We start from the raw sequence: 14,639 nt of genomic DNA, 5'->3' as shown, positions 1-14,639 counted from the left end.
CACCGGCCACGAAAAAGGCCCGGCGTCCCCTCCCCCTGCTGCGGGAGAAGGACGCCGGGCCACCATGACGATGTCCGGAGGACGGTCAGTCCGGCGCGGGCGGAAGGGCCAGGGACAGCGGGAGCGTGGCGAGGAACTCCGGCGACGGCGCCGGGTTCTCCTGGACGGTCAGGAGATGGGAGCCCCAGGGCGGCAGCGAGACGTACAGGCCCGCCTCCTCGAGCTCGCTCCCGTCCCGGACGAACGAGGCACCCGTCAGGAGATCGGACAGCAGCCACTCCTCGTCGGCCAGATCCGCCCACGGCAGCCGGACCCTGCCCTGCGAGGGCGTGTCCGAATAGTTGACGATCGTCAGGGCGCGATGCGGAGCACCGGAGCGGGCGGTGGCGATCAGGTTCAGGCAGCTGGCGTTGTCCGCCCAGCCCGTGCACCGCAGGAGCTCCCAGGAGCCCTCGCGCAGCCCCGCGACGCTGACGGCGGCGAGCAGCCGGATGTAGAAGCGGCGCAGGTCGCCGTCGTCGGGTTCGGGCGGGCGGCGGCCGAGGAAGACCGGTACGTGCCGCCTCCTGCCGTCGAACTGGCCCTCGTGCCACAGCACGGCCCCCGGCAGCACCGAGATCAGGACGGCCGCCGCCCGGGCCCGTTCCCGGCCGAACGCCTGGACCGCGCGCGGCTCGTCATGGTTCTCGATGAAGCGCAGCAGCCTGCCCTGGTAGCCGGGTGAGGCGCTGAGATGCAGCCTGATCCGTTCGGGGTCGCCCTCGATCAGGCGGTCGTAGAGGCGCTTGTCGTAGCAGAAGTCGAAGCCCTGCGCCTGGAGGGCCGCCTCCCGGTCCCAGTACGCCTCGGCGACAAGCATGGCCGAGGGGTTCCCGGCCCGGAGAGCGGCGATCACCTCGGGCCAGAACTCGGTCTCGGGAACGGGCCCAGCCCGGTCCCCCCAGGTACGGGCGAAGACGTCGTTCATGAGGAGCATCGCCATGTCGCACCGGATCGCGTCGCACTGGTCCGCGATGTCCGCCAGCCGGCGCGCGGTCGCCTCCCGCAGGCCGGGGGAGAACGCGTTGAGCTGGACGACGTCCGGCCACGGCGGGAAGTAGGGATCACGTCCCCTGGCCAGGGCCAGCCCTCCGATCTCCAGGAAGTCCCCGGGCGCCCGGGCGAGCTCGTCCGCGGTTCCGGTGACGAAGTACTCGGGATGCTCGACGGTCCACGGATGGTCGGGCGCCACGTGGTTGGGCACGTAGTCGAGCATCAGGCCCGCCTTCCGGGCCGCCAGCTCGGCACGGGCGGCGGCGAGCCCGGCCGCGCCGCCGAACCTCGGGTGGACCACGTAGTCGCGGACGCAGTAGGCCGAACCGGCCACGTCCGCTGCGGTCAGATCGGGGAGGGCGCGCGAGAACGACGCGGTGAGCGCGGGATCGGCGACGGCGATCCGTGTCCCGGCGGGGCTGCGGTCCCACACGCCCATCAGCCAGACCAGGTCCACTCCGGGCGGGGTGACCTCCGCCCACGCCTGGCGCGGCACGTTCGCGAGGGTCATGCTCCGGCCGTGGCGGCGTTCGAGATCGGTCAGCCACACCCAGGTGTTGACCTCGTAGACGACCGGGGCGTTCACCGCTCGTCGAGCTTTCCGAAGAGGATCATGAAGGTGGAGACCAGGGCGGTCCAGCCCGTCTGGTGGCCGGCGCCGATACCCGCCCCGTTGTCACCGTGGAAGTACTCGTAGAACATGATCAGGTCCCTCCAGTGGGGGTCGTCCTGGAACTTCCGCTGGCCTCCGTAGACCGGCCGGACGCCGTCGGCGTCCCGCAGGAAGATCCGGGAGAGGCGGTCGGACAGCTCGTGCCCGACCTCGTCAAGGGTCAGCTTCCGGCCGGAGCCGGAAGGGCATTCGACGGTGAAGCCGTCCCCGTAGAACTCGTGCAGGTTGAGCAGCGCCCTGATGATGAGCGCGTTCATGGGGAACCACACCGGGCCGCGCCAGTTGGAGTTCCCGCCGAACATCCCGTTGTCGGACTCGGCCGGGAGGTAGCCGATCTCGTAGTCCCGTCCGCCCGCGGTGAACACATAGGGCTGCCCGGCGTGCGCCCGCGACACCGAACGGATCCCGAACGGGCTGAGGAACTCCTCCTCGTCGAGGAGCCGTGCCAGGACCCGCCGCAGGTTCTCCTCGTTCAGCGGAGACAGCAGGTGCGTGCCGTTCTCCCCCTCCTCGGCCGCCAGCGACAGCCCGGCGAGCAGCTGGGGATGCCGTGCAGCCAGCGCCTCGATCCGCTCCTGGAACCGTAGGCCGCGGCCCTTCCCCCGGGGCCGGTAGACGGTCGAGGCGCAGAGCGGCAGCAGGCCGACCAGTGAGCGGACCTTGACGGGGCTGGCGTTCCCGTCCGGAGTGCGCAGCACGTCATAGAAGAAACCGTCCTTCTCGTCCCACATGGACGGGGACGGCCCGTCGGCCCTTCCCATCGCGGCGGAGATCCACAGGAAATGCTCGGCGAACTTGACCGCCAGCTCCTCGTAGGCGGGGTCGCGGTCGGTGAGATCGAGCGCCATCTGCAGCATGCACTGGCTGTAGAAGGCCATCCAGGCCGTGCCGTCGGCCTGCTCCAACCGGCCGCCCGCGGGAAGCGGGGCGCTGCGGTCGAACACGCCGATGTTGTCCAGGCCCAGGAAGCCCCCGTCGAAGACATTGCTCCCCTCGGGGTCCTTGCGGTTGACCCACCAGGTGAAGTTCAGCAGGAGCTTGTGGAACACCCGTTCCAGGAACTCGTGGTCGGCTGCCCCGGTGAGCCGATACTCGATCATGAAGACGAAACGGGCGGCCCAGGCGTGCATGGGCGGGTTGACGTCGCTGAAGTTCCATTCGTAGGCGGGGATCTGCCCGTTGGGGTTCAGGTAGCGGTTGTCCAGCAGGAGCTCGATCTGCCGCTTGGCGAAGTCGGGATCGACGGCGGCGAACGCGACCGCCTGGAAGGCCAGGTCCCACGCGGCGAACCAGGGGTACTCCCACTTGTCGGGCATCGAGATGATGTCCCCCGCGTCCAGGTGGAACCACTCCTGGTCGCGCGTCGCCGGGGACGTCCACGGGTCGACGCCGTTCTCGGCCAGCCAGGCGTCCACGTCGAAGGCGTAGAACTGCTTGCTCCACAGCAGTCCCGACAGCGACTGCCGCAGGATCCTCGCCTGGTCCTCCCCCGCACCGGCCGGGGTGATCGCCGAGTAGAACTCGTCGGCCTCCTTCCTCCGCGCGTCCAGGATCCGGGTGAAGGCGCCCGTGAGCAGGTCGTTCTCGCTTCGAACCTCCCCCCGTGCGAGCCGGAGCCGCACGACCCCGGTACCGCCGCCCGGCAGGACGAGCCGGCTGCGGGCGGCGGCCTTCGTGCCGGTCCGCCCGGGGTTGACGGTGTCGGCACCCTCGATGAGATGGCGGCCGATCCCGTCCTTGACGAACGCGGAACCGTTCTCCTCGCCGAAGACGCGCCGCCGGTCGGTCGCGTTCTCGGTGAAGAGCAGCTCAGCCCCGCCCTCGCAGTACAGGTGGTAGGTGCCGAGGTCGGGATGCTCGGCCCGCACCGTGCCGGGCGCCGGGGAGGTGAGCCTCGGCCGGGGTCCCTCGCCCCGCGACCAGGTGTCGCGGAACCACAGCGTCGGCAGCAGCTCCAGAACCGCCTCGCCGGGCCCGCGGTTGACCACCGTGAACTGGACCAGCAGATCCTCCGGGCCGGCCTTGGCGTACTCGACCTCCACGTCGAAGTAGCGGTCCTCGTCGAAGATCCCGGTGTCGAGCAGCTCGTACTCGAACTCCCGGCGCCCCCGCCGGCCGTTGGTCTCGACCAGGTCCAGGTAGGGAAACGCCTGATGGGGATACTTGTAGAGGAACCTCATGTAGGAGTGGGTGGGCGTGGAGTCGAGGTAGAAGTAGTAGTCCTTGACGTCCTCCCCGTGGTTGCCCTCGCCGTTGGTGAGCCCGAAGGGCCGCTCCTTGACGATCGGGTCGGCCCCGTTCCACAGCGCGGGCGAGAAGCAGAGGAGCTGGCGGTCGTCGCTGATGCCGCCGAGCCCGTCCTCGCCCCACCGGTAGGCGCGCGACCGCGCGTGGTCGTGCGGAAAGTGGTTCCAGGCGTCGCCGGTGCCGCTGTAGTCCTCGCGGACCGTCCCCCACTGGCGTTCGCTGAGGTAGGGACCCCAGCGCCGCCAGGGCACGGCCTCGGCGACGGCGTCGGCGAGACGGTCGTGCTCGGCGCTCACCGCGGGCGTCCGGAGCCGCTGAAGCGCCGGCGGGGACGGCGGGCGACGCCCGAGGCCGAGGTCGGCGACAGCGGCCGGCCGAAGGGGTCGATGAACAGGACGCAGGGCCCGGCCACCGGCGGCAGCTCCCCGTCCAGGACCTCGACGGTGTACTGCAGCGTGCCCGCGTCGAGGATCGGCTCGGACAGGACGACGACGACGTCGCCCAGCGCCGCCATCCCCGGCTCGGAGAAGGATAGGACCGCGTTCGGCGGATCCTCGGCGAAGCTGTTCTCCCCCTCGTCCCACAGGTCGACGAAGGTCTCGGTGTGAACGTGGCCGACCACCCGCTCGGGACGGTCCGCGAAGTACAGCGTCGACGGGGACGGTTCGTGCAGGGCCACGACCCCCTCCTTGACGGTCAGCCCGTGCGCGTTCTGCACGAACATCGCGTCGATGTCCTCCAGCAGGGTCTCCAGGTCCTTCGTCATCTCCGCCGCCTCCCGTCCGGCCGGCTCGTCCCGTTCCCGCCGGTGCCGGCCCGTCGCCGGCGGCAGTCCGGTCTGCGTCATGGCTTCCTCCCTTCCTCCGTGACCCCTTCAGATCACCCCGAGCCCCTGCGCGGCCTTGCGGTCGTACTGGCACAGCGCCCAGATGACCAGCACGTCCAGCGCGATGATCAGAACCGCCCACACCGGGTAGTACGGCAGGTAGAGGAAGTTGACGACACCGCTGAGCACGGCCGTGATGATGCCGATCACCCGGCCCCACAGCACGCCCGCGAACACCGCGAAACCCGAGACCCCGACGAGGATCCCCGCCGCCAGATGGATCCAGCCCCAGGTCGTGACGTCGAACTCGAAGAGGTAGTCGGTGGTGAGCACGTAGAACTCGTTCTCGATGATCGCGACCAGCCCGACGGTCGCCTCGAAGAACCCGATGACGATCATCATGACGCCGGCGAACAGCGCGACCCCCGACGCCCAGCCGCTCGTCTGCCTTCCGACCGCTCGTCCCATGGTCTTTCCTTCCTTCTCACCGTTCTGGATCGATCTCACCGTTCTGGATCGATGCCGCTCATGCTCGTCCCGTCCCGGGGTCCCGGGCATCACCCGCTACGGAGGAGACCGGCGGGCCCTGTCCTCGAACCGGGCGGCCTGCTCGGCCAGGCGCGCGGAGGTCTCGTCGAGGTGCTCGCGCGCGATGAGGTAGCCGAAGACGAAGCCCAGGGCGAACACCCCGAGGGCCGGGACGAGCATCACCAGCAGGTGCCCGGCCATCTCAGCCGGCTCCCCGTCCGGGTCGCCGGCTGAGCTCGCTCGCGTACGCGAAGCTGAGCGAGCGGTAGTGGTCGGCCTCGTTCCGCCAGCGTTCGACTTCCCTGCGGTGCCGGGACAGGGCCCGGTCGAGACTGCGGGTCGCGATGATCATCTCCAGCCAGACGCCCAGCAGCAGTCCGGTGAGAGTGGCGGCGAAGACGACGAGATTCATGGGGGAACTGTCCCGCCGGACGGCCGGGAGCCGGTTCATCCGCGGCGGGTGATATCACTCGCCCCGGGTGGTCTTCGGCCGGTCCTGGACGGCACAGGCTGGGGCATGGCAGACGAGACGAAGCTCCAGGCACCGGCGCCCGCGACCCCGGCCGACCGCAGCGAGGCGATCTACGGTTCGGTGCTCGCCGCCTCGGTGATCGCCGCGCAGAGCCCCGCGAAGAACCCGCCGTCCGCGCCGACGATCATCGCGACCCTGCTGGCCACGGCGACGGTGTTCTGGCTGGTCCACGTCTACTGCCGGGTGATCGGCGGCCAGCGCGGCGGAGGCTCCCCGCCGATCCGGCCCATCATGGTCGAACAGGCCCCGGTCCTCTACGCGGCGCTGCCTCCCGTGCTCGGTGCCGTCCTCGGCTGGATCCTGGGCCTGCGGGACGCCGCCACGGCCTGGCTGTGCCTGTCCATCGCCGTGATCGCGATGGTCTGCTGGTCGATCGAGGGAGCGGTCGCCATGGGCGTTCCGCACCGCGTCATCGTGCGGTCCGGGCTGGTGAGCACCCTGCTCGGGCTCGTCATGATCGGCCTGAAGGCGGCGCTCGGCCACTGACCGGAGGCTCCCGCCTCACCCGCCGCGGATGATGCGGCGGACGGCCCGTCCTCGCTGTCCTTGGCTCTCGAAGCCGACCGGGCTCCGGACCCTTGGGAGAAGACCATGAGCGCTGCCACCGACCCCTATCTCTCCACCGTCCCGCGGGATCCCGCCGCGGCGCGCGCCGCGGGATGGCGGCTGAGCGCGACCGAAGGCCTGGTCACGGCGTTCATCGGCATCGCGATCGCCTTTCTGCCCGAGGCGACGATCGCCGTGGTGGCTGGGCTGTTCGCGCTCCAGCTCCTCGCCCGCGGCGGCCTGCGCGTCGCCCAGGGCGCCGTCAGCGCGGTACCCGCACGGGTACGGCTGGTCCATGGGGCGCTGGGAGCGGCGTCCCTGATCCTGGGCGTCCTGGTGCTGGCCCATCCGCCCGAGTCCGTCGTGGTGCTCTCCGTGCTCATCGGGCTCTACTGGCTGATCGGCGGAGTGGCCCAGCTCCTGACGGGCGAGGATCTGGTGCCGGTCATGTTCTCACTGCTCGGGGCCGTTCTGCTGCTGACCGTTCCGGTGGTGAGCCTGGCCTTCCTGGCCTCGGCATGCGGGATATGCCTTTCCGTCTGGGGACTGGCGACGGCCACCGCCGCGTTCCTGCGAGGCGCTTCCACGCGTTTTCCGCGCCGCGGATGACGATCGCCGCGGCCGAACCCGCGACCTGAACGATCCAATTCGCAGAGGGCCCGTCCGCATTCAGGCGGCCGGGCCTCGTTCATCTCTATTAAGTTCCGGAATTCCTCCTTAAAGAAGTGAGAATCATCCTATTTACAAACCACCCTGACAAGGTCTAAAAAGAGATCGCTCTACGCCCCCTCCATCATCAGGGGGACGGGACCCACCCAAACGAACGCAACGACGGTCGACGGCATGGGACGGCGATGAAACCACTTGGAATACGGCTTGTTTCCCGATTCAGGCGCCAACCTGAGGACCCCCGCCTGGTCAGCGTCAAATTCCAGCCGCCTGAGGCACGAATAACCGACGTGGAACGATCCGGACTCCTGCATATGCTGACAGGCTGGGACCGGGCCCGCATCGTGCTGTTCTGCGCACCCTCCGGTTTTGGAAAGTCCACAATCGTGGCGCAATGGCTTCGTCATTCCAAGGAAACCAGACCATTCGGATGGGTCAACCTCGATCCCGGCGACAGTAAGCCGCGAAACCTCTGGACGTCAATCGCACTCGGCCTCGGTGACGCCGTCGAACGGCTGGACACATCGCGGCTCCTGCATGTCGCCCAAGCGAAGAATCCTGACATCGTCGGTGACTTTCTCCCGATCGTCGCAGCGGGCCTGGGCGATGACGCCGAGCCCGTCGTCCTGATCCTAGATGGGCTCGACAACGTCAATGATCCCGACGCACTGTGGCAACTCTCATCCTTTCTCGGTGGCCTCCCCGAACGGCTTCACCTGATTCTGATCAGCCGTTCCGCACCCGCACTCCCCCTGTCGCGCCTCCGGCTGTCCGGCTCGCTCAGCGAGATCAGGGCCCCCCGGCTGGCCTTCGACAGCGCGGAGGCCCACCAGCTGATCCGGCAGCTCAGCGGGATCAGGCTGCGGCCGTCCGAACTCGCGACGCTGGTCCACCACACCGAGGGCTGGCCTGCCATGGTGCATCTCGCCGGCCTGTCCCTGCGCGAGTCCACCGACCCGTCCGGCTTCATCGGCGCCTTCAGCGGGACCAACCGGCAGGTCGTCGACTACCTCGGCGAGGAGGTCGTCGCCGGGCTGTCCGGCGAGGTCGTCGAGTTCATCACCAGGATCTCGATCCTCGACCGCTTCTCCTCGTCGCTGTGCGACGAGGTCGCCGGAACCGACCGGTCCACCCAGCTCATCGCCGAGCTGGAGCAGTCCAACCTCTTCGTCGTGCGGCTCGACGACAACCGCTGCTGGTACCGCTTCCACAACCTCTTCCGGGACTTCCTCTCCGACCTGCTCGACCGGACGGAACCGGGCGCACGCGCCGTCCTCCACAAGAGGGCCTCCCGGTGGCACGCCGAGAACGGGTTCGTGGAGCAGGCGATCGAGCACGCCCTGTCCGGTCAGGACCTCGACACCGCGGTCGACCTGATCGCGCGGCACTGGCACACCCTGAGCGTCGTGGACCGGGCGGCCGACCTGCGCGGCTGGCTGAAGCGCATCGGCGACGAGCGCATGGACGACAGCGCCATCGCCGCGATCTGCGCGGCCCGGGTGGCGGCCCTGAGCGGCGACCGCAACAGCATGCACCACTGGCTCGGCATCGCAGCGGAGACCGGCCACGACGGACCGCTTCCCGACGGGACCCGTTCGGTCCGCTCCGCCTCCCACCTGCTGCGCTCGGAGTTCGGCTTCGACGGCCTGCGCGACCTGCTGGAGTCGGCGAAGACGGCCGTCGGCCTCGAGACCACCTCGTCCTCTCCCTGGTTCGCCCAGGCCAGGCTGGCCCTCGGCTACGGCCGTCTGCTGTCCGGCTCACCGGACTACGCGATTCCGCCGCTGGAGGAGGCCGCCCAGAGCAACGCCGTCACGCCCTGCGTCCGGATCGCCGCGCTGGCCGCGCTCTCCCTGGCCAAGGACGCCCTCGACCGCACCCAGCAGTCCCTGTCGCTCGCCCGCGCGGCCCGCGCCGAGGTCGAGAGCTACGGCCTCCGCGACGCCCCCGAGGTCTCCCTCGCCTACACCGCCATGGGCGTCGCCGCGGCCCGGATCGGGCGCGCGGAGGAGGCCAGGCAGGAGCTCGAGCACGCGCTGCGCATCCGCTGGCGGGTCCTCGGCCTCTCCCCCTGGCCCACCCTGACGGCGCTGCTGGCCATGGCCAGGTTCGAGCTCGCGTCGAATGACCCCGACGCCGCCAGGAAGGCCATCGAGCAGGCGCGGGAACTGCTGCGGACCCTGCCGGGGCATCAGGACCATCTGTGGTCGGAGCTGGCCGAGGTCGAGGACCGGCTGAACGTCGGCACCAGCGGCCAGCACCAGGTCGCCGATCCCCTCACCGACCGCGAGGTGGCCGTCCTGCGCCTGCTCGCGGGCGACCTGTCGCTCCGGGAGATCGGCGGCCGGCTCTACGTCTCGGTCAACACGGTGAAGTCCCACTCCCGGGCGATCTACCGCAAGCTCGGGGTCACCTCGCGGATCGAGGCCGTCGAGCGCGCCGGTGAGCTCGGCCTGATCCAGAGCAGGGTCCTCCCCCCGCACGGGTGAAGCGCGCCGCGCCGCCCGGAGGTTCGCTACCGGAAACCCCACCGGAGAGGAACCACATGGGCTGTCTGTTCGCACTGCTCGCCGGCGTTTTCCCGCGCTTCGGCCTGTTCATCGTCTGGCTGGCCAGGCCCGCCCTGGTCAGCGCCTCCTTCAGCAGCTGGATCATGCCGCTGCTCGGCATCGTCTTCTTCCCGCTGGCCACCTTGCTCTACGTGATCTTCTACGCCTCGGGTGCCGGTCTGAGCGGCGGCGAGTGGTTCTGGGTGGTCGTGGCCGGGCTGTGCGACCTCGCCCACTGGGCGGCCACCTACAGCAGGCGCAACCAGATCGCCATCTACTGACACCAGGGAGAGGATCCTTCATGGCAACCTATCCGGCCATCGCCGACCACGGGCTGATCGGCGACCTCCAGACCTCGGCGCTCATCGCCGACGACGGCGCCGTCAACTGGTTCTGCAGTCCGCGCTTCGATTCACCGAGCCTGTTCGCCCCGCTCCTCGACCAGGGCCGCGGTGGTGCGTTCCGCATCTCCCCCGCCTCCGGGCCGTACACCACCAAGCAGCTCTACCTTCCGGGCACCGCGATCCTCATCACCCGTTTCATGACGCCCGAGGGCGTCGCCGAGATCACCGACTTCATGCCCGTCGCCGGGACGGCCGCCACCGACCGGCACCTGCTGGTCCGGTTGGTCCAGGTCATCCGGGGCCGCATGCGCTTCCTCGTCGAGTGCAGGCCGGCCTTCGACTACGGGCGGGCGGAGCACGAGACCAGGATCGAGGACGACGGCGTCGTCTTCCGCGGCCCGTCCTTCGACGTCAACCTGTCGGTGATCCGGCCGGACGGCTGGACCCCGCAGGACGCCGTCAAGGTGATCCCCGACGGCAGGGGAGGGATCCGCGCGGAGGTCACCGCCTCGGCGGGCCGGATCGGCGGGCTGGTCCTGGAGACCGCGCCGCCCGATCCGCCCGTCGCCTGGCGGGAACGTTCCGTGCTCGAGCTGCTGGAGACGGCCCGCGACTTCTGGCGGGACTGGATCGCGCGGTCGACCTACCGGGGCCGCTGGCGCGAGATGGTCGAACGCGCCGCGATCACCCTCAAGCTCATGACCTACGCCCCGACCGGGGCACTGGTCGCCGCCCCCACCGCGGGGCTTCCCGAGCAGATCGGCGGCGAGCGCAACTGGGACTACCGCTACACCTGGATCCGTGACTCCGCCTTCTCGGTCGACGCGCTGCTGTCCCTCGGCTTCCGCGACGAGGCGGAGGCGTTCATCCGCTGGCTGGGGGCGCGCGTCAAGGAGGCGGGAGAGCGTTCCGGGCCGCTGCAGATCATGTACCGGGTCGACGGCTCGGCCGAGCTGGAGGAGGAGACGCTCGGCCATCTCGAGGGCTACCGGGGCTCCTCTCCGGTCCGGATCGGCAACGGCGCCGCCGACCAGATCCAGCTCGACATCTACGGGGAGGCCCTGGACGCCATCCATCGGGCCGACCGTCACGGCATCGAGGTCGGCCACGGCGGCTGGAACCACGTGCGCTCGATCGTCGACTGGCTGTGCGGCCACTGGGACCGTCGCGAGGCCGGGCTGTGGGAGTCGCGGAGCGGCCCGCAGGAGTTCGTCTACGGCAGGGTCATGTCGTGGGTGGCGTTCGACCGCGCCGTCCGGCTGGCGCGCGAGCGGGGCCTGCCGGCCGACCTCGACCGCTGGACCCGGGCGCGCGACGCGGTCTACGAGCAGATCATGACCAGGGGATGGGACATCCGCCGCGGCGCGTTCGTCCAGTCCTACGGCAGCCGGGTCCTCGACGCCTCGCTGCTGTCGATGCCGCTCGTCGGTTTCATCACCCCCGGCGACCCGCTCTGGCAGTCGACCCTGCGGGCGATGGACGACGAGCTCGTCTCCGACAGCCTCGTCTTCCGCTACGACCCCGAGGCCTCCCCCGACGGGCTGATCGGCTCGGAGGGCACGTTCTCGATGTGCACCTTCTGGTACGTCGACGCGCTGGCCCGGTCGGGCCGGCTGGAGGAGGCGCGGCTGACGTTCGAGAAGATGCTCACCTACGGCAACCATCTCGGCCTCTACGCGGAGGAGATCGGGGCCACGGGCGAGCAGCTCGGCAACTTCCCCCAGGCCTTCAGCCATCTGGCACTGATCACGGCGGCGACCGAGCTCGATCGCCGCCTCGATCAGCCGCACCCCTGACGGTTCACCGCCGCGACGGCCTGGGCAGGCACAACGCGGCCGCCAGGCCGAGCAGGGCGATCGCCTGAAGGACGACGAGGGACAGCGCGTACGGCCTCCCATCCGGCTGGGAGGCCGCCACCATGATGGATCCGACCAGCGCCACCCCCAGCGAGGATCCCAGGTTCGAGGCGCTGCGCGACAGGCCGGAGATCTCACCCTGGTCCTGCTCGCCGAAGGCCGACTGGACGACGTTGACCGACGCGGTCAGCATGACGCCCACGCCCGATCCCAGGATGAGCAGGCCCGGCACGAACGTCCAGGGCGAGGGGTCCTCCCGCACGAACACGAGCAGCAGGGCCGTGCCGAGGAAGCTCACCGCGAACCCCCCGGCGACCAGGGTCCGCTGCGACCGGCGGGCCGCCATCCGCGCGGCGGCGGCCGAGGCGGCCAGGATGCCGACGGTGGCCGGGGTGAGCATCAGGCCCGTCCCGATCGCGTCGTAGCCCCAGACCCTCTGCAGGAACACCGAGATCACGAAGAATCCGCCCTGGAGGGTCAGCCACTGGATGAGCTGGGTGGCCAGCCCGAGGTTGGACACCTTGCTGCGGAACAGCCGCGTGGCCAGCAGCGGCTCACGCCCCGCGTGCTCCCGCGCGTGCAGATGGCGGACGAACCCGTAGAGGATGAGGGCGCCGAGGGCGAGGGACGTCCAGACGGGGAACAGGCTGTCCCAGCCGTGCGAACCGGTCATCTGCACGCCGAGGACGATGGCGAACAGGCCGGCGGCCGACAGGACCGCCCCCGTCACGTCGAAGGGCTGCCGGTCGGCGGCCTCGGGCGGATCGGCGGCCCGGCGGGTGCGGTGGATCGCGTAGCCCACCGCGAGGGCCTGGGCGAGGAACGACGCGCGCCAGCCGATCCAGCTGGTGATGAATCCGCCGATGAGCGGGCCCGCCGCAGCGCCCAGGCCGGCCGAGGCGCTGACCACGCCGAAGTACCGGGCCCGTTTGGAGGTCTCGCTGAAGATCACTGTGATGAGGATGTAGATCGGCGGGATCATCAGGGCGGATCCGACGCCCTCCAGCAGGGAGTAGCCGACGATCAGAAGCGGCAGCCCTGGGGCGAAGGCGGCGGCGACCGCCCCGCTCCCGTAGATGCAGAGCCCGATCAGGAAGCAGCGCTTGCGGCCCCACAGGTCGGTCAGCTTGCTCCCCGGGATCATCAGGGAGGCCATGGTCAGGGTGAACAGGGTGATCGCGAGCTGGACTCCGCCGATGGTGGTGCCCAGGTCGTCCGCGATCGAGGAGATCGCCACGCTCATGTTGGACGCCGCGTAGCTGGCGATGAACTGCGCGAGCGCGAGCGGGACGACGAACGCCCTCGCCGCGCTCTCGGTCATCGAGCGGTCCGCGGCCGGCCTCTGTTTCTCGTCTGTCATTGCGGCATCGCACCATTCAGGAACCGGCTCCGGTTCGCCCGCGAGGGGTGACCCGGGCTCACCCCTCGCGGGCGTTCCGCCGGTCCAGGCCCTGCCGGACGGCGCCGAGCAGGACCTGCACCACCAGACCGACGATCACGAGGTCGCCGAGCATCTGCGCCATCGTCAGGGTCCTGGCCGGTTCGGTCCGCGGGGCCACGTCGCCGAAGCCGACCGAGGAGAACACCGTGATCGTGAAGTACAGGGCGTCCAGGCGGGACAGCGGCTCGGAGTAGGCGCTGACGTCGCTGTTCTCCATCACGCAGTGGGCGGAGGCGAACAGCAGCAGATAAAGGGGGATGACCGTCGCCAGGGCCTGGACGGCCCGCAGCCGCGGGTAGGACGATCCGACGATCACCCACGCCTGCTGGAGCACCACCAGCAGGACCACCGTCAGGCATCCGGCCAGCGTCAGGACCGTTCCCGTGGTGAACACCGCGTCCAGCGGCACCCAGAAGTAGATTCCCAGACCGATCGCGCTCGTCGCACAGGACCGCACCGTCACCCTCAGCGCGGCCCTGCGGCGGATCGCACCGTTCGTCCTGTGCGTTCCCACCATTCCGTGTATCCACCGCCTTCTCACCGTGTCACGTCACCGGAACCCGCGGCTTCACCGGGAACCCCCGGCATGCCTCGGCCCGGCGGAGCGTTCGCTCCGCCGGGCCGACCCCCCATGTCAGGCCTCGCGAGCCTTCCGCGGCCCCCTGGTCAGGCCGCTTCGGCTCCGTGCAAGGCCTCCTGTAGCTCTCGCTCGGTGTCCTCGGACAGCGACGACTTGAGGACGGTCCCCCCGAAGTGGCTCAGCGCCTTGACCGCCTTGTCCGTGGTGATCTTCTCCACGACGAGGAAGAGCGCGGAGGTGCCGGGCTCCAGCATGTTCCTGACCTGCTGCTGGAACGCCTTGTCGACACCGGACTTCTCGATCTTCCCCATCAGCGCGCCCAGGCCGGCGCCCAGCGCCATCCCGAAGAGCGGGATGAAGAACAGGAGGCCGAACAGCAGCCCCCAGAACATCCCCCACGAGGCGCCGCCCGCCACCGCGTGGTGGTTGGTCGTCACGTGGAACTTGCCCTTCTTGTCGCGGACGATGACCGCCACGGCGTCCGGCTGGATGATCAGGTCAGCGGCCAGCCGCTGCACCTCGTCCTCGGCCAGCGCGGCGGTCGATTCATCCGGGTACCCGATCGCGACGAGCTCCGACATCATGACTCCTTCGTTTCTCCGGTATCGCGGAACACCCTCATCAAAACGGGGGACCGGCACCCCCGGCATCACCCGGAACGGAGGAGACCGGGCACCTCCGCCCGGGCCGGTCCGGCCGGTTCATCCGCAAGGGGTGAGGCGGCACGCCGGTTGCGCGCCCAGGCTCGGCACATCCTCGAAATCCTCGAAAGGAGCGGAGAGATGTTCGGAGCACGCAGGGTCGCCCGGCGCACGT

Annotated in this window: 15 protein-coding genes; 5 read left to right on the top strand and 10 right to left on the bottom strand. The window is 70.0% G+C overall.

What is annotated here, in order from left to right; translation table 11 throughout:
- Positions 1-85 precede the first annotated feature (85 nt).
- The 6 genes from ABD785_RS10635 to ABD785_RS10610 all read right to left on the bottom strand — a co-directional run bounded on the left by ABD785_RS10635 (position 86) and on the right by ABD785_RS10610 (position 5,718).
- Entirely contained in the window at positions 86-1,618 is a 1,533-nt protein-coding gene (locus tag ABD785_RS10635; protein ID WP_344825483.1) for an alpha-amylase family protein, read from the bottom strand.
- Positions 1,615-4,248 carry an MGH1-like glycoside hydrolase domain-containing protein gene (locus ABD785_RS10630; protein ID WP_344825480.1) on the bottom strand — a complete coding sequence of 878 codons (2,634 nt, stop codon included), beginning with the start codon at positions 4,246-4,248 and terminating at the stop codon, positions 1,615-1,617. Before ABD785_RS10630 ends, ABD785_RS10635 begins: the two co-directional genes overlap by 4 nt.
- Entirely contained in the window at positions 4,245-4,799 is a 555-nt protein-coding gene (locus ABD785_RS10625) for a hypothetical protein (protein WP_344825477.1), read from the bottom strand. Before ABD785_RS10625 ends, ABD785_RS10630 begins: the two co-directional genes overlap by 4 nt.
- A gap of 27 nt (positions 4,800-4,826) precedes the next feature.
- Complete coding sequence (locus ABD785_RS10620) at positions 4,827-5,246, bottom strand: DUF7144 family membrane protein (RefSeq protein ID WP_344825475.1); 420 nt, start codon at positions 5,244-5,246, stop codon at positions 4,827-4,829.
- 96 nt (positions 5,247-5,342) lie between these two features.
- Positions 5,343-5,507, bottom strand: a complete 165-nt coding sequence (locus ABD785_RS10615) for a hypothetical protein (RefSeq protein WP_344825472.1) — start codon at positions 5,505-5,507, stop codon at positions 5,343-5,345.
- Position 5,508: 1 nt separating this feature from the next.
- Complete coding sequence (locus ABD785_RS10610; RefSeq protein WP_344825469.1) at positions 5,509-5,718, bottom strand: hypothetical protein; 210 nt, start codon at positions 5,716-5,718, stop codon at positions 5,509-5,511.
- Positions 5,719-5,823: 105 nt separating this feature from the next.
- On the opposite strand from ABD785_RS10610, the gene ABD785_RS10605 reads away from it, so the two are divergent.
- Together ABD785_RS10605 and ABD785_RS10600 are read left to right on the top strand one after the other, a co-directional pair.
- Entirely contained in the window at positions 5,824-6,324 is a 501-nt protein-coding gene (locus tag ABD785_RS10605; protein WP_344825466.1) for a hypothetical protein, read from the top strand.
- 105 nt (positions 6,325-6,429) lie between these two features.
- A complete protein-coding gene (locus tag ABD785_RS10600; RefSeq protein ID WP_344825463.1) occupies positions 6,430-6,993 on the top strand; it encodes an HdeD family acid-resistance protein in 564 nt (187 codons plus the stop codon).
- A 772-nt stretch (positions 6,994-7,765) separates the two neighbouring features.
- Here the strand turns inward: ABD785_RS10600 and ABD785_RS10595 are convergent.
- Positions 7,766-7,969 carry a hypothetical protein gene (locus ABD785_RS10595; RefSeq protein WP_344825460.1) on the bottom strand — a complete coding sequence of 68 codons (204 nt, stop codon included), beginning with the start codon at positions 7,967-7,969 and terminating at the stop codon, positions 7,766-7,768.
- On the opposite strand from ABD785_RS10595, the gene ABD785_RS10590 reads away from it, so the two are divergent.
- From ABD785_RS10590 to ABD785_RS10580, 3 genes are read left to right on the top strand one after another with little or no spacing between them, the layout of a single operon-like run.
- Positions 7,968-9,542: a helix-turn-helix transcriptional regulator gene (locus ABD785_RS10590; protein WP_344825457.1), complete on the top strand. Its 1,575-nt coding sequence runs from the start codon at positions 7,968-7,970 to the stop codon at positions 9,540-9,542. The genes ABD785_RS10595 and ABD785_RS10590 overlap by 2 nt on opposite strands.
- A 56-nt stretch (positions 9,543-9,598) precedes the next feature.
- The gene (locus tag ABD785_RS10585; protein ID WP_344825454.1) at positions 9,599-9,883 is read left to right on the top strand and encodes a hypothetical protein; all 285 of its coding nucleotides are present in this window, start codon (positions 9,599-9,601) and stop codon (positions 9,881-9,883) included.
- A gap of 20 nt (positions 9,884-9,903) precedes the next feature.
- On the top strand, positions 9,904-11,742 hold the full coding sequence (locus ABD785_RS10580; RefSeq protein WP_344825452.1) for a glycoside hydrolase family 15 protein: 1,839 nt from the start codon (positions 9,904-9,906) through the stop codon (positions 11,740-11,742).
- 4 nt (positions 11,743-11,746) lie between these two features.
- Here ABD785_RS10580 and ABD785_RS10575 read toward each other — a convergent pair whose 3' ends face one another.
- The 3 genes from ABD785_RS10575 to ABD785_RS10565 all read right to left on the bottom strand — a co-directional run bounded on the left by ABD785_RS10575 (position 11,747) and on the right by ABD785_RS10565 (position 14,407).
- The gene (locus tag ABD785_RS10575; protein ID WP_344825449.1) at positions 11,747-13,123 is read right to left on the bottom strand and encodes an MFS transporter; all 1,377 of its coding nucleotides are present in this window, start codon (positions 13,121-13,123) and stop codon (positions 11,747-11,749) included.
- 97 nt (positions 13,124-13,220) lie between these two features.
- A complete protein-coding gene (locus ABD785_RS10570; RefSeq protein WP_344825446.1) occupies positions 13,221-13,760 on the bottom strand; it encodes a potassium channel family protein in 540 nt (179 codons plus the stop codon).
- A 149-nt stretch (positions 13,761-13,909) separates the two neighbouring features.
- Positions 13,910-14,407, bottom strand: a complete 498-nt coding sequence (locus ABD785_RS10565; RefSeq protein WP_344825443.1) for a DUF1269 domain-containing protein — start codon at positions 14,405-14,407, stop codon at positions 13,910-13,912.
- Positions 14,408-14,639: the final 232 nt, after the last annotated feature.

The sequence above is a fragment of the Actinocorallia longicatena genome (genome assembly GCF_039534125.1).
GTDB classification, from domain to species: Bacteria; Actinomycetota; Actinomycetes; order Streptosporangiales; family Streptosporangiaceae; genus Actinocorallia; species Actinocorallia longicatena.
Note: the sequence above shows the minus strand (reverse complement) of the source record. Positions and strands in the feature narration are given on the sequence as shown.